A 26,480-nucleotide genomic window follows, 5' to 3' on the forward strand; every position below is an offset into this window, starting at 1 on the left:
CGGGGGGTCGCTCTACGTCATGCGGACTGCTCCGCGTTGTCGGCCACGCCTTCGACGCCGGAGGTTCGGGCGCAGTGAGCGCAGCAATACACCATCCCGCGTGCCTCGACACCGTGGCCGATCACCCGACACGCACAATGCGCGCACCGTGGAGCACACAGATGGATGGCGCACTCGAAGCTGTCGAATGTGTAGTCGTGGCCGTCCGACGTCCGCAGGCTGAAGCTCCGGTCGTAGTTGTTGCCGCATACGTCGCAGACACTCATGGTCTTTCCTCCGTCATTCGAGTTGAAGCCGCGGCCTCGTGCACATTCGGTTACCCACGTGCCTGACAGATACTCGCGCCCGTTTCGTCCTGCTCGGCTCCGGGTACCGCGAGTGCATGAGTGATCAGCGACCTTCTCGCCTGCGGATCCTCATCGTCGGCGCCGGATATGCGGGCATGTATACCGCCTACCGCCTGCAGTCGAAGCTGCGGCCGGGCGAGGCTTCGGTGACGGTGGTGGACCCGCGCGCCTACCTGACCTATCAGCCGTTCCTGCCGGAGGCTGCTGCCGGTGCCCTCGAACCGCAGCATGTCGTCGCACCGTTGCGTGCGGTCCTCAGCAAATGCCGGGTCATGACCGGCAGCGCCACCGATATCGACGTGGAGCGCCGCGTGGTGTCGGTGAGTGTGCCGGACGGATATGTCGAAAAGCTGGGATATGACGTGCTGGTGCTTGCGCTCGGCTCCCGGACCAAGACACTGCCAGTGCCAGGGCTGGCTGACAACGCGGTCGGCTTCACTACCCTCGGTGAGGCCGTTTACCTGCGTAATCATGTACTTTCCCGGCTGGACCAAGCTGCCAGCACACAGGACCCGGTGCTCCGGTCGAAGCTGCTGACGTTCGTCTTCGTGGGCGGCGGCTATGCCGGTGTGGAGGCCCTTGGTGAGATCGAGGACATGGCCCGATTCGCGGCCAGCCGCTACTACGGATGAGTGCGTCCGGATGACATGCGCTGGGTGCTCGTCGAGGCCGCGGATCGGATCATGCCGGAGGTGAGCCGCTCGCTGGCAGACTATGCCGTTGACGTCCTGCGCCAACGGCAGATCGACGTCCGGCTCGAAACGACGGTGCAGAGCATGGAGGACGGCTACGTCGTGCTGTCCGACGGCGCGGAGTACGACGCCGCGACCGTGGTGTGGACCACCGGGGTCGTGGCGCATCCGCTGATCTCCGAGGTGGGCTTGCCGCACGACAAACTCGGCCGGGTGGATTGTCATGCGACCTTGCAGGTCGGTGACCGCCCGGAAGTGTTCGCGGCCGGTGACTGCGCCGCCGTGCCGGATTTGACCAGCGCCGACCCGGCAGCCACCTGCGCACCGTCGGCGCAGCACGCCATCCGGCAGGGCAAACGGGCAGCGGACAACATCCGTGACCTGGTCCGTGGTAAGGCACTACGCCCGTACCGGCACAACAGCGCCGGTGCCGTGGCGACTCTGGGCCTGCATCAGGGCGTCGCCGAGGTCTACGGCCTCCGGCTCAAAGGCTGGCCGGCATGGGCGATGCATCGCCTCTACCATCTGTCCAGGATGCCGACCACGAACCGCAAGGCTCGGGTGCTGGCCGACTGGATACTCGACGCCAGCTTCCCTCGCCAAGTGGTCGCGATCGGCGAACTCCAGGATCCTCGCTACGAGTTCGTCACCAGCGCAACACAGCAGCCACGCCGTCCTCAGTGATCGTGCTCGGCGCGACGATCAGTTCGGCGTCAGTGGCTGCCGCCGCGCACGTGACGGCCAGGTCAGCCCGGACACGTTCATAGTCGAACGCCTTCGAAGGCAGCGATATGCCCGGGTAGGCGCTCGGGGAGACTTCGTGGGCGGCGGCGATCTCCGGTGACAGCAGAACCGTACGGACCTGTCCGTGAATGAGTTTCTGGAGCACTTCGCCGACGCCGCGCACAGCGGCACCCGAACGGCCCAATTCCTGCTCGAACTCGTCCAGAACACGGCGGTGATCGGCGACGACGATCTCTCGCACCATGTGGTCAACGGCGTCGTCGAGAGCTTGACGCGAGCTACCCGCTGCCCGGCCACCGGTCTCGAGGTCGGCCAGCACTGACCGGGTAGCTTCGCTGACCGCCTGCCGGATTTCGCTTTGGGCGCGCAGGTCGCCTGCGACCGCCACGACACGCACACCGGCCTTGACCAGGTGATCGATCTCTTCGGCCACCTGTTCGGCATTTCGGCGCCAGGTCTCTTCAGCTCGGCGCTGATAGCGCTTGTGCGACCAGCCTCCGGCAGACACCTTGGTGAGGTGCTCGGTGTCCCCCGCGGCTGTGTCGCGGTTCACCAGCCGCTCGGGCCACGGATCGTAGAACTCGAAGTCGGCGCCCTCGCGATCGGCCAATACGATCAGCACCGGCATCAGCCCGCTGCGATCCGCCAGCCAGCCGGTGACGTCCGGCAGTGGGCTCCATGTCACGACCTCCGGGCTATGTGGTCGCTGTACGACGTCGTCCAGAAGGATCTGGTCGTCGGCGGCCACGATCATCCGGGCCACGTTTCCGGGTGCGCTCACCGGGGTCTGCATCCGTTCGCCGGCCAACTGCACCAGGTCGGCCGGAGCGCCGGAGCGCAGCAGTTCTTCCGCCGCCGAATGCCAGCGCACGGCCAGACGGTGGGGCGCCTCGTCGATATTGCGACTGACGTCGAGGTAGGCGCTGAGAAACGGGCCAGGGTTCTGGCAGAGGTCCGAGACTAGTGCCATGGTGGTCGGTTTGTTCGAGCTCATACCGTCCTCCGTGTCGGAGCTTGAAGATCAAGCTCGGGTTGAATGCTGCCGCCGAGCCGCAGTCCGATGCCTGCTTGTGGTTTGCCGGCTGGACTGGACCGGAACGCGGGACCTCGTAGTGCTCCGCTGGCCGCTGCCGTCCGTCGTGCCGAGCCGGGCGCGGAGGTGGCCCAGGATTCGGGCGAGCAGCCGCGAGACTTGCATCTGTGTCACGCCGAGTTCCTGAGCGATCTCCTGTTGTGTCCAGCCGCGGAAGAAGCGGAGGAACAGGATGCGCTGATCACGCGGGGGCAGGTTGCGGCACAACGGCCGCAGGGCTGTCCTCGCCTCGGAGCGGCTGAAGTTCGAGTCCTCGTCGCCGAGCACGTCGGCCAGCGTGGCGCCGTCTTCGGTGCGGGTCGGGGCATCAATCGAGGCGGGTGTGTAGCAACTACGGCAGCCCAGCGCTTCTTCGACATCCTCGACCTGTTCGTCGAGGTCATCGGCGATCTCCTGGGGACTGGGGGTTCGTCCCAGGGTCTGTGACAGTTGCGCCGTGGCGGCGGTGGACTGCCGGTGCAGATCCTGGATCCGGCGGGGCGGACGGATCGTCCAGCCCTGGTCCCGGAAGAAGCGCTTGATCTCACCGGTGATGGTCGGCATCGCGAAGGAGATGAAGTCGACCCCCTTGTCCGGCGAGAATCGGCGAACCGCGTTGACGAGGCCGACGTAGGCAACCTGGGTCACGTCGGACTGTTCCTCGGCGCGGCCTGCGTACTTTCGAGCCACCGATTCAGCAAGGCCCCGGTTGAGCACGATCGCTTCGTCTTGCAATCGCCGGCGCTCTTGCGGTTCGGCCTCGGCGGCCTGTTTGAGGAGCCGGTGGGTGATTTCCGCGCGGTCGACATCGTTGCGGCCAGAACTGGCCGACTTGGTGACATGATCAGTAGTTTGCGATTGAGTCTTCTGCGCTAACACAGCCAACACCTACTCGTGGATTCGAGCGGACGTGGCTACTGCTTAACCACTGATAACTGCTACACAAGCATGGCTGCGCCTGGCTGTCAACAGGCTGTAGCAAACTCCGGATTCAGGCGCCGGAATCAGGTGCCTGAAGGCCGGCCCTGCGCAGCGCGTCGGCCATCGCCCCTTGCGGCGCAGGGCGTTTTGGCTGGCCACTGCCCTGTTGAGCCTTGTTTGCCCGGCGCGGGCGGGCGCTTGAATTGGAGGGATCTTTCGTCGCCGGTAAGTCGTCATCCAAGCGCAGGGTAAGCGATACCCGATTTCGCGGAACGTCGACTTCCAGCACTTTTACCCGCACGACATCGCCGGGCTTAACGACATCACGCGGGTCTTTGACATAGCTATGTGACATAGCGGAAATATGCACCAAGCCGTCTTGGTGCACACCGACGTCGACGAATGCACCGAATGCCGCGACATTGGTCACGACGCCCTCCAGGCGCATGCCCGGCTTGAGGTCCGCCACGGTCTCGACGCCTTCGGTGAAGGTGGCCGTCTTGAACGTGGGTCGGGGATCCCGGCCTGGTTTCTTCAACTCGTTTATGACGTCGGTCACCGTCGGCAAACCATTCGTCTCGTCGACGAAGTCCGCGGGCCGCAAGCCCTGTAGTGAGCGCTCGTTGCCGAGCAATGTCTGGACGTCGCCTCCGGCGGCCTTGGCGATCCGGCGTGCCAGCGGATAGGACTCGGGGTGCACGCTGGAGCCGTCGAGCGGTTCGGCGCCGCCGCGGATCCGGAGAAAGCCTGCGCACTGTTCGAAGGCTTTCTGCCCTAGGCGCGGGACTTCCTGAAGCGCGGTGCGGGCACGGAACGGCCCCTGATTCTCCCGATGCGTCACGATGTTCTCCGCCAACGTGTTGCTGATGCCAGAGACGCGGGCCAGTAGCGGGGCCGACGCGGTGTTGACGTCGACGCCTACCGCGTTGACGCAGTCCTCGACCACCGCGTCGAGAGATCGGGACAAGGCCCCCTCGGCGAGGTCGTGCTGATACTGGCCGACCCCGATCGACTTGGGCTCGATCTTCACCAGCTCCGCCAGCGGGTCTTGGAGTCGCCGGGCGATCGAGACAGCGCCTCGCAGCGAGACGTCGAGCTCCGGGAGCTCGCGCGAAGCGAACGACGACGCCGAGTACACCGACGCGCCGGCTTCGGAGACCATGACCTTCGTCAGCTTGAGCTCCGGGCGGAGTTTGATCAGTTCGCCCGCTAGATGGTCGGTCTCACGGGACGCGGTGCCGTTGCCGATCGAGATCAGCTCCACGCCGTGTTCGCGGACCAGCTTCTCCAGTGTGACCAGGGACTCGTTCCACTGGCCTTGCGGTTTGTGCGGATAGATCGCCGTGGTGGCGACGACCTTGCCGGTGGCGTCGACGACGGCAACCTTCACGCCGGTGCGATAGGCCGGATCCAGGCCCATGGTCGGGCGGGTGCCGGCAGGTGCCGCCAGCAGGAGGTCGCGGAGGTTGCCGGCGAAGACCCGGATAGCTTCCTCCTCCGCGGCCTGTCGCACACGCATGCGCAGATCGAGGCTGAGGTTGACCAAGATGCGGGTCCGCCACGCCCAACGGACACAGCTGGCCAGCCATGTGTCGCCCGGCCGTCCCCGGTTCTCGATGCCGAACCGGTGCGCGATCGCAAGCTCATAGGCGGTGGGTCCCGGGCGCTCAGCGTCCTCGTCGGTCAAGGGATCGACGGCGAGGTCGAGGATTTCCTCCTTCTCGCCGCGGAACATCGCGAGTGCACGATGGGAGGGGATCTTCGTGAACGGCTCGGCGAAGTCGAAGTAGTCGGCATACTTCGCGCCGGCCTCCTCCGCCCCGGGCCGGACCTTCGAGCCGAGACGTCCACGGCTCCACATCCGTTCTCGCAGATCGCCGATCAGATCGGCGTCTTCGGCGAACCGCTCGACCAGTATGGCCCGGGCGCCGTTGAGAGCCGCCTGAACATCGGGCACGTCGGCGGTGACGAACGCTTGAGCAGTGGTCTCGGGGTCTTGCGCAGGGTCGGTCAGCAGCCCATCGGCCAACGGCTCCAAGCCGGCTTCCCTGGCGATCTGGGCCTTGGTGCGTCGCTTCGGCTTGAACGGAAGGTAGATGTCTTCGAGCCGAGCCTTCGTGTCGGCCGCCATGATCTGAGCCTCTAGCTCATCGGTCAGCTTGCCCTGATCACGGATCGATTCGAGGATGGTGTTACGGCGTTCTTCCAGCTCACGAAGGTAGCGTAGCCGTTCTTCGAGATGCCGCAGCTGGGCATCGTCGAGCATGCCGGTTGCCTCTTTGCGGTATCGCGCGATGAACGGCACCGTCGAGCCGTCGTCGAGCAAGGCGACGGCGGCCGATACCTGGCTCTCGCGCACCCCGAGCTCTTCGGCGATCTTCTGGTACACCCAACGCGGCGTGTTAATTGTCACGACTCCCGATCCGATCTCTTTCCCGACGTGGCTTCGACGTCCGGCCTGGGACCTCGAAAGGCTATCGTGTCCGGACGGCCGGTCCCGGTGCGCAGTGTCCGGCGCGATCCCGCATCACGGGATGCTAGTTTGGCTCCGGGCCGACGTATAGCCAGATCGTTTCTGGTGTGACGTCGATGACCTCCTGGACGTCGTCGGGAAGGTCGTCGGCCCGGTTCTTCAGCCGATCCTTCTCGCCGTCGAAATCGGCGGAGAACAGGTCGGCCTGTGTTCCGTACCACACTGAACCATTGCCGATCCGTTCGGCGATGTCGTCCAGCTCCGCCCGCACGTCGGACTTCGCACCTGCGACGTCGCTCTTGAGGATCTCCAGCCTCTGCAGGGCAGGGTTATCGATCTCGTTCTCGCTCATGGGTCATAGAGCGTGTCACACTCGTGATCCATGAGTCGATGGTTACGGAGTGCCGCCCTCGCCGGTACGGTGCCGATGCTCTTTGCGGGATGCGGCTTCTTCGGTGGCGAAGGTGTCGAGATCGAACTCATCGCCGGTGGTGGTGGCGATCCAGACGGCGCCACCGCGGAGAGCATCCGGCTGGAGGGGCATGCAACCGACCTCGCGGTGAGCGATGGCGTCGTGCACCTGCTCGCCGACGACGGTCCTGACACCGAGCGGCGTCTGGTGACCGTAGAGCCGGATGGCTCGGTATCGACGATGGCGCTGGGCGATGTGCAGGCCATGCACGTGGCAGCCGGCCCCACAGGTGACGTCGTGGTGGCCACCAGGCGGGTGATCTACCGGGTCGGCGATTCTGATCTCGAACCGTTGGTGGCAACGGAGGAGGCCGGGCAGACGGAGGCCGACGTCGTGGCGGCTGGGTCGATCCATGGCGTCGCGGTCGACGGCGAGGACCGGCTGATATGGACCGAGACAGTCCTTGCCGGAGGGCCGGACGGCGACACACTCCCGTTGACGAGGGTGATGCGCCTGGAGGCCGGTGCCGTCGAGCATGTGGCGGGAGCGGATGACTTCGAGGTGTCGGAGAGCGAGCTCGCGGAGCTTCAAGTCTCGCCTCCGGAGGACGTGGAAGCGGTGGATCTGCCGCTCTTGGAGATGGGCGTGAACGGAGCGGTTGCGGCTGCCGAAGACGGCACGGTCTATCTCGGCGGGCCGCGTTCCGTTCTCCGAATCGACGTGACCGGTGGTGTCAGCACGCTGCTTGGCCGGGGGGAGCGAGACCTCCCAGACGGTGCCTTTGACGACGAACGGGAGGCCATGGATTTCGGTGGCGCCTGGTTCGGCGCCAGCATCGACGCAGGAGGCGTCGCCGTCGTCGCGGTCGACAATTCCCTGGCAGACGAGCCGGTGGACGTGCGGCCGTTCGACTGGTCGGGCGATCTCGGCGAAGCGGCTCAACTGGTGGCCGACAAGATCGTCCGGCAGCCGTCCGGGGCCGACCGCACGTTCAACCTGAATGACGATCGGACTGTATACGGCGGGGTCGCCGTGGTTGTCCGGGAAGGCCGGGCAGCCACGGCGATGGCACACGTCGAGAAGGTGGCGTTGGAGGATACGACGCTGTATGCGGTTGGTCAGACTCGAGAGCGCCCGCAAGGTGAAGCCCGAGACGCCGAGATGTTGATCGTCAGGATGGAATTGCCGGACGACTGACGTTCAGAGACCTCTTAGTCGCCCCAATCCGCGAAGTTTCCGGATGCCCACTGCTGAACGGCAGGATCTTGGAGCCACTCGAGGTAGGCGCGCTTGGCGTTGTCGTCCATGTCCTCAAGCGGTTTGATCTTTGGATTTTCCTTTTTCGTGTCACTCTTGTCGTACTCGATGAACTCGCCGCCGTATCGGTCCTGATAGGTCTTGGGGTTCCCGTCGTACACCGCCACGTAGTCACCCCTGTCGATCTCGACCGGGACGATAGCGGAGCCACCTGGATTGTTGTACATCTCCGAGACGCGAAAATGCATGTCACCCTCGCGGCGGCCGTGTGCCCATCCGGTGTCGACGTTGTACGTGGGCATGTCCTCGGACAGGACCGCCTTGATTCCTCGCGTGGCGAGATCCTTCAGCAGCGCCTTCGGATCCGGCGCTTTGAAGGCTATGTCTACCGCCGTTTCCATATTCTTGTTCGCTTCTTCGACCTCGATGCCGAGGCCTTCGGCAACGTTGGCGGCGCGGCTCAGGAACCACGTACCGAAGTAGTCGGCCATGGCCAGAGATAGCGCGTTGGCGTTCTGCTGATTCTCGTTCTCCATGTTGATCGTGCGGCTGACTTGCTCCTCATACTTGTCGCTGAACACCTCGGACAGGTGGTTGGCGACATCCTCGTCACGCATCGCTTGCTCGGTGAGGCTGGCCCACCACTCGGCGGGTGCCTCGACGCCGCGGCGGTCGTCCTGCAGGTGTTCGAAGTATGACGGCACCGGTGAGGTCACGCTGTCGTACACGTCGTCGATGTGCCGTTCGATCAGTTGCCCGAACCATTCCTGGTACGGCTCCTCGGCATTCCGGTCCCAGCTGTAGACGTTCTCCAACAAGGTGTAGACACTCTGGTCGGCGAGCCCTTGGTCGAACCGAGCCACCCGGTGGGTGGCGGCATCCATCACGTTGATGAACGCATCGTGGACGGTGTCGTCTCGGAATCGGCCGTCGATGCCTTGCATGATGAACGCGGCGTACTCGGCATTCGTGTCGAAGTCCGCGTGTTCTGGTTCACCGGTGTACCAGGTGGCCGCGGCGACTGGATGACGCGCCAAAGCATTCATGACTGTTGCCATGTCTTCGGGGCTGTTGTGATGGCCCAGGTTGTCCATCGCGGAGTGCAGGAAGCCCTCGCTCCAGTGGCCGTAGTTCATGAACGTCGCGAATATGGTCCAGCCGGAAGCGCTGCTGTACTCGCGCACACCATCCATCCACTCGCTCGAGGTGAAATCGATACGGTGGCTGGCCGTTGCCAAGGCGTAAGAGACCGGCACGAGCTTGCTTTGATCGTATTCGGCCCCCTCGGGGCCAAGGCCTTCCACGGCGTCGGCGTGGAAGGCTTCGATGGCACCCGGTCCAGCCGCGTTGAAGAAAGCTTCGACGTAGTCCGGATCGCTTCCATGCTCCTGGAGCAGTTCGTAGGCCTCGGCCGGTATTTCGTCCGACGGATGGTCCACGTCGCCCAGAAGGCGCTCTGCGTCTTCGCGTCCCTGTTCGGCTGCCTCTTCGGCCGTGTCCCACGTGAGCTCACCCGCGCCTGCCGTGACGGACAACGTGCCATGCTGTTCGGATGCGATGGCAGCGATGTCTCGACGTCGACGCAACATCGGGAGCTGATCCCGCACCCACTCCGCCACCTGCTCCAGTTGGGTAAGGTTATGGGTGGAGACTTGGTGGGCGACGAACCTCCCCCGGAAATCGCTCACGAACTCCTCAACCGCGTCCGCCGCGTCCGCCGCCTCGCCAATCAGTTTGTCGAGTGCGTCTGGATCAATTCCCACGCTGTTGCCGGTAGAACCGCCGTCGATCAAGTCCGCCATTTTCTGCGTTCCTTTGAAGGTATGAGTTCGCAGAAAGAGCCTCATCCGAAACCTGTGCGGCAGTCAAGTAGCACGTCGAGCCATCGTTGTGCAGACAGTCGGTGGCAAGGGGCGCGCGCCGGTCTTCGCCCTCGATGGTGCTACGTTTGATCGCGTTTGGGCGGCCCAACCGAAGTCTTGCCTCGTGCCCAGCTGTTCACCTTCGTAGGAGGTTTGCCCGTGAGCGTCGAGTCCCAGCACGTCGTCGTCATGGGTGTGTCCGGATCGGGGAAGACGACCGTCGCCAAGAGGCTGGCGAAGCAGCTCGCCTGGCCCTACGCCGAGGGCGACGACTTCCACCCCGAGGCCAACGTGAGCAAGATGGCGGCCGGTCAGCCGCTCGCCGACCAGGACCGGTGGCCGTGGCTGCGCAGCATCGCGGCGTGGATGTCCGCCCAAGCAGCTGACGGGCGCAACACCGTGGTCACGTGCTCGGCGCTGCGACGCGCCTACCGGGACGTGCTGCGTGAGGCCGACGGCCAGGTGCGCTTCGTGTACCTCTCGGGTGACGTCGACCTGATCGCGGAGCGGATCGGTTACCGCAAAGGGCACTTCATGCCGACGTCGCTCCTGACGTCCCAGTTCGAGACGCTCGAGCCGCTCGAGCCGGACGAGGATGGTTTCGCTGTCGACGTTTCGCCGGGTCCGGAACAGGTGGCGGACAACGTCATCAAGCAGTTGTCCGCGACCGCCTGACCGCAACTAGCGTTGGTACCACCAGCGCTGGCATACGAGGAGTGAGCATGGCTGATGAGCAGCGCGCCGACGTCGCGGTCACCGGGCTGGCCACCATGGGCCGGAATCTGGCTCGCAACCTGGCCCGCAACGGCTATCGAGTTGCCGTCCACAACCGCAGCGCCCAGCGCACCGACGCCCTGGTCGATGAGTTCGGCAACGAGGGCACCTTCCTTCCGGCGAAGAGCCTGGACGAACTCGTCGCCGCACTGGAGCGGCCGCGCCGCGTGATCGTCATGGTGCAGGCCGGCGAGCCCACGGACGCCGTGATCGACCAGCTGAGCTCGTTGCTGGACACCGGTGACGTCATCGTCGACGCCGGCAATGCCCACTACGAAGACACCCGGCGGCGCGAGAGCCGGCTTCGCGAGGCAGGCATCAACTTCGTCGGCACCGGCGTCTCCGGGGGCGAAGAGGGTGCTTTGAACGGCCCCAGCATCATGCCCGGAGGCAGCGAGGAAGCCTACGAGGCCCTGCGGCCGATGTTCGAGAAGATCGCCGCCGACGTTGATGGCACACCGTGCTGCGCGTACGTCGGGCCCGACGGTGCCGGGCATTTCGTGAAGATGCTTCACAACGGCATCGAATACGCCGACATGCAGCTCATCGCTGAGTCGTACGACCTGTTGCGGCAAGGACTCGAGATGTCTCCGGCCGAGGTCGGAGAGGTTTTCACCGGCTGGAACAACGGCGATCTCGAGTCGTTTCTGGTCGAGATCACCGCCGAGGTGCTTGGCCACGTGGACACGAGTACGGGGCAACCTTTCATCGACGTCGTTCTCGACCAGGCCGGGCAGAAGGGAACCGGGCGGTGGACCGTGATCTCGGCGCTGGAGCTCGGGGTGCCGGTGAGCGGGATGGCCGAGGCAGTGTTCGCCCGCGGGTTGTCGAGCGATATCGCCCGCCGGGAAGCGGCCCGAGAGACTTTGCCCGGACCGTCGCCGTTGGCTGCCGTTGAGGACCGCCAGCAGTTCGTGGACGACGTCCGTGACGCCCTGTATGCGTCCAAGCTCGTCGCGTACGCGCAGGGCTTCGACACCATCCGGGCGGCCAGCGACGAGTACGGCTGGGATGTCGATCTGGGCCAGATGGCCACGATCTGGCGCGGCGGCTGCATCATCCGGGCGCGTTTTCTCGACCGGGTCCGTGAGGCCTACGATCGCGATCCCGCGCTGCCCTCGCTGCTGGTGGACGACTACTTCCGGCAAGCGTTGGCCGACGGGCAGGCGGGCTGGCGCCGAGTGGTGTCCACGGCGGCTCAGCTCGGTGTTCCGGCGCCCGGGTTCAGCAGTGCCCTCGCCTACTACGACGGGCTGCGGGCGCCGAGGCTGCCTGCCGCGTTGATTCAGGGCCAGCGCGACCTGTTCGGTGCCCACACCTACAAGCGAACCGACCGGCCGGGGACCTTCCACGTGGACTGGTCCGGCGACCGCACCGAGCAAGAGCGCTGACCCAGTCCGCCCCCGTGATCATGAGCGGCTTTCTGCTGTGTATCGGTGATCGTCAGTGCGCTGTGGTCGTGGGACTGCAACCACAGCGTACTGACGATCACCTAACTCGCAGCGAGAATCCGCTCACGATCACGGGGTGAAGGCGGGGTGTAGCTCGGGCCACCTCGTGGCGCGGCAGTACACCGGAACCTCCTCGATCGGCACATCCCGGGTCACGACCTTCCCGCCGCTGAGGTGGGCGCCGCTCCAGACGTCGACCCACTCTCCCGGCGGCACGTATGCGTCCCAGGTCTTCGCGCCAGGTTCTATGACCGGCGCCACCAGGAGGTCGTCGCCCAGCAGGTACTGATGGGGATGCGACCACGCCGCTTCGTCGCCGGGATGATCGAAGAACAGTCCACGCATCAGCGGGGGACCCCCGGCGACGGCGCGTGCCGCCTGTTCGGACAGATACGGCACCAGCCGCTCACGCAGCTGCGCGTAACGGCGGAAAACCGGGATGACCCGCTCGTCGCCGGTCTGCTCGGCCACGTTCCACGGTGTGCGGTCCCGCCAGGGGCGGCGGTGGTGGTTGAACTCGGAGTGGTACTGCATGATTGGCATGAAGCACGACGCGGCCGCGGCTCGCAGATACAGCTCGGCGTCGGGCACGTCGCCGGAGAAACCGGCCAGGTCCCAGCCCCAGTAGACGATTCCGCAGGCCGACGCGGTGATGCCTGCCGTCACGGCGGAACGTAGCCCTTCCCAGGTCGAATCCTCATCTCCGGCCCAGAACGCGCCGTGGGCTTGCGAGCCGGTGAATCCGGCGCGGCTGAACGTCACCGGCGCCTTTCCGCAGGATCGCAGCAAATCGCCGTAGGCGCGGGCATAGTGCACCGGGAAGAGATTGTTGCCGGCGTCGCCGGGGACGGGGCCGTCGGTATCCGCAAGTCCGTGCCGCAGGTCGTGGCCCCAGGCGTGCTCGCCACCGTCGGTCTTGAACCCGTCGATGCCCAGTTCTTCGACGAGGTAGCGGCGTTTCTCCGTCCACCACGACCGAGCCCGCTCGGAGGCGAGATCGGGCATCAGCGCGAGCGGGAACCACCAGCCGCGGTTGCGGTACGGCCGGCCGTCGGACTCGGTGACCACCAGACCGTTCTCAACGGCCGCGCGAGCGTCGGCGGCGAGTTGCCCGGTCGGGTGCGGGCGCATCTTCAGCAGCGGGATCTGCCACAGCAGCACCTTGATGTCCCGGTTGTGCAACTCGTCGACCATGCCCACCGGATCTGGCCAGGCGCCGTCGGGCGGGAACCGGAAGTCGGCCAGCCGGTGCGGCGAGCCGTCCTCGTTGACGTCGTACTGCGCGTCGCGGAACGCGGTGAAGGTGGATTCGTCGCTCCAGGCCTCGATGACGAGCGCACCCACCGGGATGTCGTGCTCGCGGTGGGCGTCCATCTCGGCCATGACTCGCGCTTGCGTGTTCCATTCGTTTCCACTGGCCCAGAGCCGGAACACCCAGTCCGGTAGAAGTTCCGGGCGCCCGGCATCGTCGAGGAAGGCGTTGAGTATCTCGGTCGGGCTGCCTTGGTAGATCTCGACGGCGAGTTCCTTGTCGCCACCCAGCTCGGCTTCGATCACCAGCCGGCCGGGCTCTGATGCGGCGACGTCGTACCAGGTGCGGCGTGACGTGCGGACGTGGAACCCCCAGGAGTGCTCCCCGATCACCATGGCGAACGGCATCGGCAGGTAGGTGCGTCCGTGTGCGCCCTGCTGCTTGTACTGCTCGAAGACGACGGCGTCGAGTATCTGGCCGTGCTGGTCGACGTGGTCGTAACGCTCGCCGAACCCGACGACGCGGTCACCCGGGGCCAGCGGCAGGCTGAACCGGACCCGGCGCGGCCCTTCGGGCCCCACGAGCCACCGCACCCCCTGATGATCATGAACACTTGGTGACCGTATGGGTCCAGAAGTGTTCATGATCAAGGAGCCAGCGTCGTCCCGCCACTCGGCCGCGGCCACGTCGTACCAGCGTGTCGTGCGACGACGGCCGTCGTCATAGTGGGCGACGAACCGGTACCGGTAGGTCACGCCCGCTTTGAGCGCCGGTGTCTGGACCGACCAGAACTGCCGGTCGGCCAGTGATCTGGCTTGCGCGGCTGCCAGGTGCCCGCCGTCGGCCGTCGTATCGGAGTCTTCGCCGTCGTCCGGCGCGCGCAGGTCCCAGGTCTCGGCCCGTTCGCCGTCCGTCCACTCACATTGCACCGCGTCAACCCCAGCCGAGACGCGGACCCGCAGCTCACAACTCTCGCCGGCCACCGGCTCGGCGGGCACCCGCTGGTCGCCGGTGGTGGCGTACGGGTGCCCGGAGCCGTACGGGCGATGCCGGATCACGACGCAGCCCCAGCGCTGCCGTTGCCGGCCACGCCCAGTTCGGTGGCGAGGACGAGATACATTCCGTGCGACCACAACAGCGGCGTCGCGACCGTGCCCCAGCGGTCGATCCATTCCTGGCGGTAGTCCGGCGCGAGTAGGTGATGGTCCACCTGTTCAGGCAGTTCGCCGTCGTCGGTTGCCTGCTCCGCGACCCAGCGCAAGCACTCCAGAGCCGCCTCCCGGCGGCCGGCGACGGCGTGGTTCCACCCGAGGAACGCGGTCAGCAGCGGCCACTGCCCACCGCCGTAGAACGTGTCCGCGGCGTAGCGGTGCACGCCTCCGTTCACACACAGCTGGTCCTCGACCGCCCGTACCGTGGCTTCGGCGGTCGCACTGGTGCGTGACACCAGCCCGAACGGTTCCACACAGGCCAGCAGGCTGGCGTCGACATCGGTCGTGCCGATCCACTTCGTCAGGTGTCCGTCCGCGACCCCCTCGGCGGTGAGCGAGCCGATGCCGTCGAGTGCCTCGGCCGCGGCGGCCCGCTCGGCGTCGCTCAGCGCGTCCATCAGGGCTGGATTGCTGGTCGCCGCCCGTAGGCCCGCGTGGATGGAGCCGAGCGTCGACAAGTGCCGGTGCTCGTCGTGCTCCTCCCACCAGTCGTAACAGGGCCGATCCCAGAAAGCGTTCAGGTAACGGACCGCGGTGGCGGTGCCCTTCTGTATATAGGCGTCGTCGGTTCCGGGTGCCTCTCCGTGCCGTCGTAGGTGTTCGCTGACGGCCCATAGCCAGGTCCCGTAGCCGTCGAGCTGGAAGTCCCACCACGGATCGCTGCCGAGCCCACCGTCGAACGTGTACCGGGTCGGCAGCAGCTCCGCCGCGGGAACATGCTCGCCCCGTTCTGCCCGGGCGATCAGGCCGTCCACGTGCCCGGTACGGTCGGACAGCACCCGGGCGCACCATGTGTGAAACGCCCCGGCGCTGGCCGCGTCCCCGTACCGGCTCACCCCCTCGGCGATGAACGCGCCGTCACGGAACCAGCAATAGCCCCGGTAGGCGCTGAACGCCGGACTGGCCGGGTAGGCGCCCGACGGTGTCTGGTTGCTGGTGATCACGCGGTGGCTCCGTTGAGCCAGCGCCTCGAGGTCGATCAACTTGTTTCTCCTGTTCAGTCACGCGGCTTCTGTCCCGGCGCGGTTCAGTTGAGCAGCGCGTTAACCCGGTCAGCGGCGTCGGCGACGGCGTCCTCGACGCTCTTGCGTCCTGCCGCGGCCTCGCCCAGTTCCTCTGTGACGGCATCCTGCATCTCCTGCTGGCTGGCGATCACCGGCGGAAGGACGGTCTCTTCGAGCGCATCGAACACCGCCTGCCGGTTGGCCGGCGGGGACTGGTCGAGGTAGGGCGCGAGTTTGTCCGTGTCGGCGATCGGTGGAAGCTCCCATCCGGCCTCCAGCCGTGTGTCCACCATGACGTCGGACGAGGTGAGGAACTCGAGCCACTTCTGGGCTTCCTCCGGGTGGTCGCTGCCGGCGCTGACGACGACACCGTTGGTGAACATGGCGCTGGCCTGGGTGACGTTGCCTGGCTCGACGACGATGTCCCATTCGAACGGCAGATCGGACAACGGCCCGAACATCCAGATGCCGGTGTGCCACATGGCGAGCTTGCCGTCCCGGAACAGGTCGGTGTCGAAGTCCGGGGTGCCCGCGCCTTCGGCTTCGGTCGGCATAACCGAACCGGGCTTGTCGACCAGCCAGCTGGCCGCTTCCAGTCCCTCCGGGCCGTCGAAGGCGACCGCCGAGCCGTCGTCGGTCAGGAACTGACCGCCGGCCTGGGCCAGTGCCTTGTAGAACTCGTGGAACGTGGCGGGCTGGTAGCTGCCGAAGACGCCTTCGTCAGTGTCGGTGAGTGCTTCGGCCGCGGCCATCTCGTCTTCCCACGTCCAGTCGGAGGTGGGTTCGTCGAGTCCGGCCTCGGCGAACAGGTCCTTGTTGTAGAAGAGGACGACGTCGGAGAAGGACTCGGGTAGGCCCACCTGGGCGCCGTCGTACTGGAACGCTTCCAGCAGCGACGGGGTGTAGGCGCCTTCGTTGACGCCACTGAGTTCCGCGAGCGCGCCGGACTCGGCATAGGTGATGAAGTTCTCGTAGTTCAGCTCGAACGCGTCGGCCTCGGTGTTGCCGGCCACGGCGGTCTGCAACTTGGTGAAGTAATCGTCGTAGGGCGTGGTCTCGACCACGACCCTGATGTCCGGGTTCTCTTCCTCGAACGCATCCACGATCGCGGCGAGATTCTCCTCGTTGCCGCCGTTGGACGAGAACTCCATGTAGTGGATCGTGACTTCGTCCTCGTCGTCGCTCGACGACGACGAGGTGGCCGAACCTTGCGAGCAGGCCGCGAGCACCAGCGCACTGGCCGCGGCGGCGACGCCGATGCTGATATGACGTCTCATTGACTCCTCCAACTGTTTCGGGTGGCAGCCGGCGCTACCGGGTCATTTGAGCCCGGAACGGGCGACGCCCTGGATGACGTACTTCTGTGCCGCGAGATACAGCACGGCGATCGGAATGATGCTGACGACCGAGCCGGCCATCACCACGTCCCACGCGGTGGTGAACTGGCCGTGCAAGGTGCTCAGACCCAGAGGCAGGGTCATGAACTCCGGTGAGCGGATGATGACCAGCGGCCAGAGGAAGCTGTTCCAGCTGGACATGAACGCGAGAATGGCGAAGGTGGCCAGTGCGGGCCGGATCAGTGGCAGTACAACCAAAGTGAAGATCCGCAGGTGCCCGGCACCGTCGATGATCGCCGCCTCGTCGAGTTCCTTTGGAACCTGCGCGACGGCTTGGCGGAGCAGGAAGACACCGAACGCCGACGCGATGCTCGGTGCGATCAGCGCCGCATAGGTGTCCACCAGATTGAGCGTGCGCATCTGGATGAACAACGGAACGACGAGCACCTGCATCGGCACCATCAGCGTGGCCAGATACACCACGAACAGTGCGTTGCGGCCGGGGAACTGCAGGCGGGCGAAGGCATAGGCGGCCATCGAGCTGGTGATGAGCTGCAGCAGGGTCGACGCCACCGCGATCCAGATGCTGTTCACCATGATCCGCCAGAACGGCAGTGTGTCCATCAGCGTCCGGTAGGCGTCGAACCCTGGCTCCTCCGGAATGAGGTCCGGTGTGCCCAGGCCAGAGCCGGGACTGATCGATGTGATGACCGTCCAGGCGAACGGGAACAACATGACCAACGCGCCCACGCTGAGCGCGGTGAACAGGACCGTTCGCCGCAGCCGCGTCTTGAACAGGTGGCGATCACGCATAGGTCACCCACCGGCGCTGGATACGAACCTGGATGACGGTGACGACGAGGATGACGGCGAACAGCAGCCACGAGAGCGCGGAGGCGTCGCCGGCCCGGCCGTACCGGAACGTGAGGTCATAGATCTGCTGGACGACAACCTCCGTGGAACCGGCCGGCCCGCCGCCGGTCATGACGAAAACTTGGTCGAACACCTGGAACCCGTTGATCATCGAGATGACGACGACGAAGAAACTCGACGGTGAGAGAAGCGGCAGCGTCACATGCCGGAACCGCTGCCACGCACTGGCGCCATCTACCCGGGCGGCGTCGTAGTACTCCGCGGGGATGGCCTGCAGCCCAGCCAGCAGGATCACCATGACGAAGCCGACGTCTTTCCACGCCGAGGCCAGGATGACCGACGGCATCGCCCACGTCGGGTCGGTCCACCAGCCGGGTCCGTCGATGCCGATCAGGCCGAGCATGTGGTTGACGACGCCATTGCTGGGGTTGAGCAGCCACTTCCATACGAGCGCGACGACCACCCAGCTGGTGACCACCGGCAGGAAGAAGGCAGCCCGGAAGACGTTGCGGCCGCGCAAAGCGGTGTTGAGCGCTAGCGCTGCGGTCAACCCGCCGGCGAACACCAGCGGCAGGTAGCCAGCGATGTAGTAGAGGGTGTTTCCGAATGCCCGCCAGGTGTTGGAATCGGTTGCCAGCTCGCGGAAGTTGTCCGCGCCCACCCACCGCATCGGGCTGATGAGGTTCCAGTCGTGCAACGCGACCCACAATGAGCCGATCATCGGGGCGAGGGTGAACATGGCTAGGGGAACGAAACTGGGGGCCAGGAACAACACCACGACGCCGGCTTTGCGCAGGCGTGTCCGGCGCCGCCTCGGAGGACCGGCCGCGGCGGTGTGTATCCGCTCGGCCTCGGTAGTGGGTGCGCTCATCGAGAGTCCTGGGTCAGCGCCTCGTCGAGCCTGGCGCGGACCAGTTCGCCCTGGCTCCCGGTCAAACCGCTGGCGTCGAACGGGGTGGCAAGGACCAGCGCGGCGGCGCCGAGGGCCCATGAGGAGTCGTCCCACGTCTCGACGACGACGGGCACACCCCGGCGGGCCGGCAGGGCGTGGGCTCGCAGCTGGTGGTCGAAACCGTTGCGCCAGTGCTGCCAGCCCCGGGTACCTTCACCGAGCACGACGACGATCTGCGGATCCATGACGTTGACCAGGCCACCGACGGCTCGACCGAGCGTCTCGCCGGCTTCGTGAAAGAGCAGCTGTGCTGACGGGTCACCGCCGGAAGCGACCGCGAGCAGTTGGCCGATGTTCGCGTCGTCGCTGATCAGGTCCTGCTCCCGGGCCCGTCGGAGCAGCGCGTCCTGGCCGATGAGAGCTTCGAGGCAACCGTTGTTGCCGCACGAGCACGCGGGGCCGTCCGGGTTGACGGGTAGGTGACCGAATTCGCCGGCGCCGCCCGTGCTGCCGCGGTACACACTTCCGTCGATCACCAGGCCCGCGCCGATGCCCCGTCCGATGGTGACGACGAGGAAGTCACGGTGTTCGCGGCCGCGGCCGTAGAGCCGTTCGGTGACGGCGAGCGTATTGACGTCGTTCTCGACGAGGACCGGGACCGGCAGTGCCGATTGAAGCTGGGCGCCGAGCGGAAGATGTTGCCAGCCGAGGGTGGGGGCGTCGACGACGCCGACCGCTTGGTCGTCCACCGCGCCGGGCACCCCGATGCCGATACCTAAGAGGGGAGCGTTGTCGCCGCTCGGCTCGGTGAGCGGACGCAGGATGGCGATCAGCTGGTCCAGCGCGTCGGCCGCGGTCGCCTCGAACGGCCATTCCCAGGCCCGGATGACCTGCCCGTCGAGGCTCACCTCCACCGCGGCGACATGATCGGCGGCGACTTTGGCGCCGAGCGCCCGGCCGGCCGAACCGACGACGCCGAGCAGCACGGCGGGGCGCCCGCCTCGTGAGGGAGCCTGATTGACCTCCGCCACCATGCCGCGCGCGATCAGGTCCTTGGTGACCTGGGTGACCGTAGCCGGGCTGACCTCCAGAAGCTGGGCGATCTGGCTGCGACTGAGCGGCCCGGACGCGCCGAGAACGGCCAGCACGGCCGATCGAGTGAGGTCACCACGAGACAGAGGCATCCGGAGCTCCAGGTTGCGTACTTCTTTTACGACTAAAGTTAGTGCAAAAGAAACACATCTGAAGCACGCATGTCAAGAGCCGATATAGCCCTGTGACCGTCGGTCGGCCTCGCCCGTGCGCGGTGATCGTGAGCGGCCAGGTGTCGTCATAGCGACGTCCCCCTGCTCATGATCACCGGGTCGGTGCGGGAAAGTCCTACTCCTGAAGGACCGAGAGTGTATTGCCGGCCGGGTCTTTGAACCACGCGATCAGCGGCCCGCCGCCATGGAAGATGCCGTGCTCGTCGGTGTGCTCGGCGGCGTCCGGGTACCTCTCGAAGCGCACTCCGCGAGCCGTGAGCTCGGCCACGGCCTGCCGGATGTCCTCCACCGGAAAGTTCAAGATGGTGAAGCTGGCGGGGGTGTGGTCCTCACCCTTGGGGTAGATCAGTGTCGGGCGGTCGCCGGCGATGTGCAGTGTGAGCATGCCGTGCTCCTCGGTGACCTCGAGGCCGAGGACGTCGGCGTAGAACCGCTTGGCGGCCGGGATGTCGTTGGTGGAGAAGCCGCTGAAGGCTTTGGTGTTCTTGAACATGGGGTGCTCCCGAGTTGCATGAGGGTCTAGAACATCTGGGACATCTCGGCCAGATGTTCCTCGCTGAGCTGGATGATCTGTACGTAATTGCCGTCCGGGTCGATGACCGTGCCGAAGAGGCTGCCGTCCCGGTCTTCCAGCGGCGCCAGCCAGGAGGCGCCCATTTCGTCCAAGCGAGCGGCGATACCCCGGGCGTCGTCCACATCGAAGTTGAGGATGATGCGGCCGGGCTCGGGGTTCTTTTCCCCGATGTCGGAGCGGTTGTCGATCATGAGATGGAAGTCGCCGAACTTGAGCATGAAATACCCGCCGACGTTCGCCTCCTGCTGTGGCCGCAGGGCGCCGGCATACCATGCCCGCAGGCGTTCGGGATCGGTGCTCGAGAGCAACATGCTGTCAAGTGTGGATTTCGCCATGGTTCCTCCTTGTTGGGCCGGGCTTCGGGGGAAGCCTCCGCAAGAAGAGACCGTGGCTGGAGCCGAAACTCATCGCTCGGAGCAGGTCTGCCCTGGAGGTGCCGGACTACGGCGTCGCCCTCCCGGCAACGCCGTGAAGAAACGTCCGAACGGCTTGATCCGCGGCTACATGGCGCGGCATGGCGCCGCTGCTGGCGGACATCGCCGCGACGTAGACCAAGGCGTAGTAGGCGGACTCGATCCACGTGGGGTCCAGGCCGGGGTCGAGGGCGTCCTCGGCCTGGGCCCGCCGGATCAGCCTGGTGAGCGTTTCGTCGTCCTCGCCCCAGTCCACGTCATCGTGGTTGAGCCGGTGCATGTCGCTGAAAAGGAAGACGATCCGGTCTCCGGCATCGACCAGCGCGCGCAGGCTGTTCTCGAGCGCCTGTACCGCGGGATGGTCTTCCGGGCCGGTGCTCGCCAGCGCGGCATCCATGGACGCTTTGGAGTCGGCCAGCAGGGCGCGGGTCAGATCCTGGCGTTCCGGAAAGTATCGGTGCAGCGTGCTGCGGCTTATCTCGGCGTGATCGGCGATATCGCCGAGCGACGCGGACGGGTCACGGGACCACAGGGCCGCGGCGGCGTCGAGGATGGCCCGGCGTGTCCTGCCTCGCACGCCCGAGTCGACTCGCGGCTCGGAAGTGAAGGTCATAAAGCCACCCTAGCAGCGGTGACTCATAATAAGACATTGTTGCTTGGAAATGCGACAATGATGTGTCATTCTGACTCAATGACTCTCGATTCCGCTGAGCGCTCCGGGCAGACTCCAGCGCTGCCGGCCCGGGCGAAGATGCGCTTGTTGTGGTCGTATGCCCGTCCACATCGTCTGGTTCTTCTCGCCGGATTACTGCTCGGCATCGTCGCCACTGGTGCTGAGCTGGTCACGCCCATGGTCACCAAGCTGGTGCTGGAGCGGCTGGAATGGGCTGAATCCATCCGCGGGCCCATCGTTCTGCTCGGCGTCCTGCTGGTGGCCGGAACCGTCATCGGACTACTGCAAGCGATCGTTCTCGGCCGGCTGGCTGAGCGAGTCATCCTGGCCGTCCGGACCGGCATGGTCCGGCACCTGCTCCGGGTCCGGGTGGGTGAGCTGGCGCGGCGCTCGAGTGGTGAGATGGTCGCGCGTGTCAGCTCGGACACGACGTTGATCCGTGAGGCGGCTACCTCCAGCATCGTCGACTTCGTCAACGGCCTGATCGGGTTGGCCGGCGCCATTGCTCTCATGGCATATCTCGACGGTGTGCTCCTGCTCGCCACTCTTGCGGTCCTGGTTCTCGTGAGCGGCATCGCGCTCACGCTCATGCCCGCGCTGGCCAAGGCGCAGCAAGACGCTCAGGAAGAGATCGGCCGGCTGGGCGGCCGGCTGGAGGGGGTCCTGCGGGCGCTACGCACGGTGAAGGTGAGCCGCGCCGAAGCGCGCGAGACCGCACGGATCTCCCGCCACGCCGAACGCTCCGCGGAGAAGGGCATTCGGGCCGTCAAGATCGAAGCCGTCGCGTGGACTCTCACCGCTGCCGGCGTCAATCTGTCGATCATGCTCATCCTCGGCATCGGGGCGTACCGGGTGTCCACCGGAGACCTCTCCGTCGCCGCGCTAGTGGCCTTCCTGCTCTACCTGTTTCAGTTGATGACGCCGGTGACGCTGCTGACGCAGAGTGTCACGACGTTGCAGTCCGGGCTCGCGGCCGCCGCACGTATCGCCGAGATCGAGAAGATGCAGCTGGAGGCGGACGCTCCGGCGCCGCGGCAGCAGGGGAGCGTCCACGTTCCCGGGACCGAGTCCGCCTCGCACCCTGTTCCCGCGCCGGAGAGTCCGGTGCTGACTTTGCAGAACGTGACCTTCCGCTACCTGCCGGACGCCGCTCCTGCCGTCGACGGTGCCTCGCTCGCGATCCCACGACGTGGCCACACGGCGATCATCGGGCCCTCGGGCGCCGGCAAGACCACCATCTTCTCGCTCCTTCTCAGGTTCGAGGACCCCGAGCACGGCCAGCTCCGGCTCGACGGGCGGCCTTACGAGGAATGGAGCCTGGCCGAACTCCGGCGCCGGATCGCCTACGTCGAGCAGGACGCGCCCCTGGTGCCCGGAACGCTACGGGAGAACCTGGCGTATGCGGCGCCGGACGCCGGCGAGCAACGCCTCTGGGAAGCCCTGGCCACGGTACGGCTGGATGAACGGGCGCGAGAGCTCGAGGCCGGACTCGACAGCGAGCTTTCGCCGAGCACGATGTCCGGCGGTGAGCGTCAGCGCGTCGCGGTGGCCCGGGCGCTGGTAGCCCAGCCGGACATCCTGTTGCTGGACGAGGCCACGGCTCAGCTGGACGGGCTCACCGAGGCCGCGGTAGCCGTCGGTCTTCATCACCTGGCCCGTAAAGGCGCGGTGGTCACCATCGCGCACCGGCTGTCCACGGTCGTCGACGCCGATCAGATCATCCTGATGGATGCCGGCGCCGTACGGAACACCGGAACGCACGAAGACCTGCTGGCCACCGACGAGCTCTACCGTGAACTCGTGACGGCGCTGCGGATCTCCGGGGGCGCAAGCACGCAAGGAAACGACATTCCGGTCTCGATGCGCGTGTCGTAGCGCCACGAGGCCAGCCTTCTCGTTGTGCAATACGATCATGACCCCATCGCGTGTTCTCCACGATGCGGCCTGTCTGTTGCTCCGTCTTGCCCTGGCGACGGTCTTCGTCGCACACGGCTGGCAGAAGTTCTACGACAGGACCATCGACGGAACCACGGATTGGTTCGTCGAGTTGAACGTCCCGTTCCCGGAGATCACCGCGCCGAGCGTCGCCGTCTTGGAATTGGTCGGTGGCGGCTTGCTGGGCCTGGGGATCCTCACCAGGGTGGTCGCGGCGGCGTTCTCCGGCACCATGGTCGGCGCCCTGGTGTTCGTGCATCTGGACAACGGGCCGTTCGTCGCCGACAACGGCTTCGAGTTCGTGCTCGTGCTGGCGGCTGCTTGTGCTGCCGTTGTTCTGCTGGGACCAGGGCGAGCGCGGATGGACAGACTTTTGATCAAGTGGTTCAGGACCGAAGACGACGAGATGGTCGAGGTGGTTCCGAGAGGCCGGAAATAGTCTCGCGGCTGAGTTCAACTAGCCATTTTCCGCGGGATCGAGCGAAAACGCGCCGTCCCGGAACTTCAGAGCGCCTGAATCGCGTTGATGGACGTGAGTCTGACCACTACTTCCCGCTTCCAGGCATGACTTGAGCGTGGACCCGAATACCATCGACGGAGAATGAGCGAAGAATCGGCCCCTGAAACGGGCCTGACCAAGTCAGGCCCGAAATATCGCGTTACCAGCACTCGCAAGAGGGGCTGGCGGCGATTCGTCACGTGGAAGGCGTTCCTCCTCTACTTCCTGGGACTGATCCTCGCCATGTGCGTCGCGGTGGCCGTCGCGTTCGTGACCATCGACGTCCCGGAGGCGAACGACTTCTCGACGTCCGAGTCGACGATCATCTACCACGACGACGGCGAGAACGAGCTGGGCCGCTTCAGTGCCGAAAATCGGGAGACGGTGGACTCCGAGCAGATTTCGGAGACCCTCAAGCAGGCGGTGGTAGCTGCCGAGGACCGGTCGTTCTACGACAACCCCGGTTTCTCCGTCACGGGTATCGGCCGCGCGGCGTGGGACCAGATTCGCGGCAGTGCCTCCGCCGGAGGCGGGTCCACGATCACTCAGCAGTACGTGAAGAACTACTACCTCACCCAGGACCAGACCTGGAGCCGTAAGCTCCAGGAAATCGTCATCGCGGTCAAGATCGATCAGGACATTGACAAAGACCAGATCCTGACCAACTATCTGAACACGATCTGGTTCGGCCGCGGCACCTACGGTGTGCAGACCGCCTCCCAAGCGTATTTCGGGACCGATGTGTCCGAGCTGGATCTGGCTCAGAGCGCCGCGCTCGCCACGATCTTGCGTTCACCCGCCCGCTACGACCCAGCGGTCAGCGAGGACAACGCGACGCGGTTCGAGCAGCGTTTCGACTACGTGCTCGACGGCATGGTGGTCACCGGAGCCATCGACGAACAGACCGCCGCCGAGACCGAGCCGCCCGAGATCGAGCCGGAGAACCGGCAGAATCGCCTCGGTGGCCCGCACGGATACCTGTTGACAATGGTCCGCGACGAGCTGCTCGAGCTCGGATTCGACGAGGCCGAGATCGAGACCGGTGGGCTTCGGGTCACGACGTCGTTCAACGCCCAGGCGCAGCGGGCCGCTGTCCGGGCGGTCGACGAAGAGCGCCCCACCGAGGACGCCGAGCGGGTGAACGTCGGACTCGCCTCCGTGAAGCCCGGCGACGGCGGTATCGCCGCGATCTACGGCGGCCCCGACGCGGTTGAGCAAAGCCGCAACGACGCATTGGCCCGGATTCAGCCCGGCTCCACGATCAAGCCCTTCACCCTGGTTGCGGGGCTCGAAGAAGGCTATGCGCTGACCAGCAGGTTCGCTGGGAACTCGCCGTACGAGCAGGTGGACCTGGGGCCGCCAGTGCGCAACCAGGGGGATCAGTCCTGGGGCTGGTCCGTGGACCTGCTGGAGTCCATGGAACGTTCGGTGAACACCGCGTTCGTGGACCTGACCTGGACGATCAATTCACAGACGGTCGTGGACGCGCTCGTGCGTGCGGGTATTCCGGAGGACGCACCCGGCCTGGAGGCCAACCCGCGGGTCACGCTCGGTATCGCTGCCCTGACCCCGCTTGAGATGGCCGAGGCATACGCCACGCTCGCCGCACAGGGCATCCACGCGGAGCCGTACACGGTCTCGGAGGTGGTCGATAGCTCCGGCGAGGTGCTGTACGAGCGGGAGATCGAGACGCAGCGCGTGTTCGATGCCGACATCACCGCCGATGTGACGTACGCGCTCACGCAGGTGATCGAGAGCTGGCGCGGCACCGGGCAGACGGTCCGCGACCTGAACCTCGGCCGCCCGGTCGCCGGCAAGACAGGTACTCACGAAGACTTGACCTCGTGGTTCGCCGGCTACACCCCCCAGCTGGCCACCACCGTGGCGTACTTCCGCGGTGAAGGTGCCGAGGCCGGCACTGAATCGTTGCGCGGCGTGGCAGGGATGGATGTCTTCTTCGCCGGTCAGTATCCGGCGCGGACATGGACCGCCTTCATGCGTGCGGCACTGGACGGTATTCCGCCTGAGGAGTTCCCGGAGCGAGCCAACGTCAATGGTTACGTCCCGGCCGCTCCGCCCAGCGGTGGCGGCGGAGGCGGCGGAGGCGGCGGTGGCGGCGGTGGCGATGACTCCGGCCGCGGCGACGAGGGCGGAGACGACTCCGGCGACGACGGCGGCGCCGATGAGAACGGCGCTGATGAGAACGGTGGCGACGACTCCGGCGACGACGGTGGTGCCGATGAGAACGGTGGCGACGACGGCGGTGCCGATGAGAACGGTGGCGACGACGGCGGTGCCGATGAGGGCGGTGCCGATGAGAACGGTGGCGACGACGGCGGCGACGAATGGGATGGCGGCGACGACGGCGGCAATGACGGCGGCGGCGACGACGGCGGCACGGACGACGGCGGCAATGACGGGGGCGGCGACGACGGCGGGGGCGACGACGGCACGGATACGAACCAGGCGCTCACGTCGAGGAACGAGCGACCGGCCCCGCATCGACGTTCCTGAGTAGGGCCGTGTTCAGGAACGCTCCGCGGCCTC

21 protein-coding genes and 1 pseudogene are annotated in these 26,480 nt (G+C 66.0%); 7 read left to right on the top strand and 15 right to left on the bottom strand.

Translation table 11 applies throughout. The features are described 5' to 3' along the window. Positions 1 to 17: 17 nt before the first annotated feature. Complete coding sequence (locus F7O44_RS27035) at positions 18 to 266, bottom strand: hypothetical protein (protein ID WP_162453446.1); 249 nt, start codon at positions 264 to 266, stop codon at positions 18 to 20. A 116-nt stretch (positions 267 to 382) separates the two neighbouring features. Here F7O44_RS27035 and F7O44_RS30745 point away from each other — a divergent pair. After that, a pseudogene (locus tag F7O44_RS30745) lies at positions 383 to 1,723 on the top strand (NAD(P)/FAD-dependent oxidoreductase). Here F7O44_RS30745 and F7O44_RS27045 read toward each other — a convergent pair. The 4 genes from F7O44_RS27045 to F7O44_RS27060 all read right to left on the bottom strand — a co-directional run bounded on the left by F7O44_RS27045 (position 1,686) and on the right by F7O44_RS27060 (position 6,601). Next, positions 1,686 to 2,777: a baeRF2 domain-containing protein gene (locus tag F7O44_RS27045; RefSeq protein WP_162453447.1), complete on the bottom strand. Its 1,092-nt coding sequence runs from the start codon at positions 2,775 to 2,777 to the stop codon at positions 1,686 to 1,688. The pseudogene F7O44_RS30745 and the gene F7O44_RS27045 overlap by 38 nt on opposite strands. A 27-nt stretch (positions 2,778 to 2,804) precedes the next feature. Further along, entirely contained in the window at positions 2,805 to 3,734 is a 930-nt protein-coding gene (locus tag F7O44_RS27050) for a SigB/SigF/SigG family RNA polymerase sigma factor (protein WP_162453448.1), read from the bottom strand. A gap of 112 nt (positions 3,735 to 3,846) precedes the next feature. Further along, on the bottom strand, positions 3,847 to 6,189 hold the full coding sequence (locus F7O44_RS32140) for a Tex family protein (RefSeq protein WP_343073928.1): 2,343 nt from the start codon (positions 6,187 to 6,189) through the stop codon (positions 3,847 to 3,849). 124 nt (positions 6,190 to 6,313) lie between these two features. Further along, entirely contained in the window at positions 6,314 to 6,601 is a 288-nt protein-coding gene (locus F7O44_RS27060; protein WP_162453449.1) for a hypothetical protein, read from the bottom strand. A gap of 30 nt (positions 6,602 to 6,631) precedes the next feature. Between F7O44_RS27060 and F7O44_RS27065 the strand changes: the two genes are divergently transcribed. Then, positions 6,632 to 7,858 carry a hypothetical protein gene (locus F7O44_RS27065; protein ID WP_162453450.1) on the top strand — a complete coding sequence of 409 codons (1,227 nt, stop codon included), beginning with the start codon at positions 6,632 to 6,634 and terminating at the stop codon, positions 7,856 to 7,858. Positions 7,859 to 7,872: 14 nt separating this feature from the next. On the opposite strand, the gene F7O44_RS27070 is transcribed toward F7O44_RS27065, so the two are convergent. Next, on the bottom strand, positions 7,873 to 9,720 hold the full coding sequence (locus F7O44_RS27070; RefSeq protein WP_162453451.1) for a hypothetical protein: 1,848 nt from the start codon (positions 9,718 to 9,720) through the stop codon (positions 7,873 to 7,875). Between the two features lie 249 nt (positions 9,721 to 9,969). Between F7O44_RS27070 and F7O44_RS27075 the strand changes: the two genes are divergently transcribed. Both F7O44_RS27075 and gndA read left to right on the top strand, forming a co-directional pair. Then, positions 9,970 to 10,455 carry a gluconokinase gene (locus tag F7O44_RS27075; protein WP_162453529.1) on the top strand — a complete coding sequence of 162 codons (486 nt, stop codon included), beginning with the start codon at positions 9,970 to 9,972 and terminating at the stop codon, positions 10,453 to 10,455. 47 nt (positions 10,456 to 10,502) lie between these two features. After that, positions 10,503 to 11,945, top strand: coding sequence for an NADP-dependent phosphogluconate dehydrogenase (gndA, locus tag F7O44_RS27080; RefSeq protein WP_162453452.1), 1,443 nt, complete (start codon positions 10,503 to 10,505; stop codon positions 11,943 to 11,945). A gap of 129 nt (positions 11,946 to 12,074) precedes the next feature. Here the strand turns inward: gndA and F7O44_RS27085 are convergent, their stop codons facing one another. The 9 genes from F7O44_RS27085 to F7O44_RS27125 all read right to left on the bottom strand — a co-directional run bounded on the left by F7O44_RS27085 (position 12,075) and on the right by F7O44_RS27125 (position 21,439). Next, a complete protein-coding gene (locus F7O44_RS27085; RefSeq protein ID WP_162453453.1) occupies positions 12,075 to 14,315 on the bottom strand; it encodes a TIM-barrel domain-containing protein in 2,241 nt (746 codons plus the stop codon). Beyond that, a complete protein-coding gene (locus F7O44_RS27090; protein ID WP_222851749.1) occupies positions 14,312 to 15,451 on the bottom strand; it encodes a glycoside hydrolase family 15 protein in 1,140 nt (379 codons plus the stop codon). The genes F7O44_RS27085 and F7O44_RS27090 overlap by 4 nt, the downstream gene beginning before the upstream one ends. A gap of 44 nt (positions 15,452 to 15,495) precedes the next feature. Next, positions 15,496 to 16,749 (bottom strand): ABC transporter substrate-binding protein, encoded by a 1,254-nt coding sequence (locus tag F7O44_RS27095; protein ID WP_162453454.1) that lies wholly within the window; start codon positions 16,747 to 16,749, stop codon positions 15,496 to 15,498. A 42-nt stretch (positions 16,750 to 16,791) separates the two neighbouring features. Beyond that, a complete protein-coding gene (locus tag F7O44_RS27100; RefSeq protein ID WP_162453455.1) occupies positions 16,792 to 17,622 on the bottom strand; it encodes a carbohydrate ABC transporter permease in 831 nt (276 codons plus the stop codon). Further along, the gene (locus F7O44_RS27105; protein ID WP_162453456.1) at positions 17,615 to 18,553 is read right to left on the bottom strand and encodes a carbohydrate ABC transporter permease; all 939 of its coding nucleotides are present in this window, start codon (positions 18,551 to 18,553) and stop codon (positions 17,615 to 17,617) included. Before F7O44_RS27105 ends, F7O44_RS27100 begins: the two co-directional genes overlap by 8 nt. Continuing rightward, positions 18,550 to 19,758: an ROK family transcriptional regulator gene (locus F7O44_RS27110; RefSeq protein ID WP_162453457.1), complete on the bottom strand. Its 1,209-nt coding sequence runs from the start codon at positions 19,756 to 19,758 to the stop codon at positions 18,550 to 18,552. The genes F7O44_RS27105 and F7O44_RS27110 overlap by 4 nt, the downstream gene beginning before the upstream one ends. A gap of 196 nt (positions 19,759 to 19,954) precedes the next feature. Continuing rightward, positions 19,955 to 20,332, bottom strand: a complete 378-nt coding sequence (locus tag F7O44_RS27115; protein WP_162453458.1) for a VOC family protein — start codon at positions 20,330 to 20,332, stop codon at positions 19,955 to 19,957. 26 nt (positions 20,333 to 20,358) lie between these two features. Then, a complete protein-coding gene (locus tag F7O44_RS27120) occupies positions 20,359 to 20,748 on the bottom strand; it encodes a VOC family protein (RefSeq protein ID WP_162453459.1) in 390 nt (129 codons plus the stop codon). A 106-nt stretch (positions 20,749 to 20,854) separates the two neighbouring features. Further along, the gene (locus F7O44_RS27125) at positions 20,855 to 21,439 is read right to left on the bottom strand and encodes a TetR/AcrR family transcriptional regulator (protein ID WP_162453460.1); all 585 of its coding nucleotides are present in this window, start codon (positions 21,437 to 21,439) and stop codon (positions 20,855 to 20,857) included. A 78-nt stretch (positions 21,440 to 21,517) separates the two neighbouring features. Between F7O44_RS27125 and F7O44_RS27130 the strand changes: the two genes are divergently transcribed. The 3 genes from F7O44_RS27130 to F7O44_RS27140 all read left to right on the top strand — a co-directional run bounded on the left by F7O44_RS27130 (position 21,518) and on the right by F7O44_RS27140 (position 26,447). After that, a complete protein-coding gene (locus F7O44_RS27130) occupies positions 21,518 to 23,374 on the top strand; it encodes an ABC transporter ATP-binding protein (RefSeq protein WP_162453461.1) in 1,857 nt (618 codons plus the stop codon). A 37-nt stretch (positions 23,375 to 23,411) separates the two neighbouring features. Continuing rightward, positions 23,412 to 23,873 (top strand): DoxX family protein, encoded by a 462-nt coding sequence (locus tag F7O44_RS27135; RefSeq protein WP_162453462.1) that lies wholly within the window; start codon positions 23,412 to 23,414, stop codon positions 23,871 to 23,873. Positions 23,874 to 24,035: 162 nt separating this feature from the next. After that, positions 24,036 to 26,447 (top strand): transglycosylase domain-containing protein, encoded by a 2,412-nt coding sequence (locus tag F7O44_RS27140; protein WP_162453463.1) that lies wholly within the window; start codon positions 24,036 to 24,038, stop codon positions 26,445 to 26,447. Positions 26,448 to 26,480 lie beyond the last annotated feature (33 nt).

This window comes from Phytoactinopolyspora mesophila, from assembly GCF_010122465.1.
Taxonomy (GTDB): domain Bacteria; phylum Actinomycetota; class Actinomycetes; order Jiangellales; family Jiangellaceae; genus Phytoactinopolyspora; species Phytoactinopolyspora mesophila.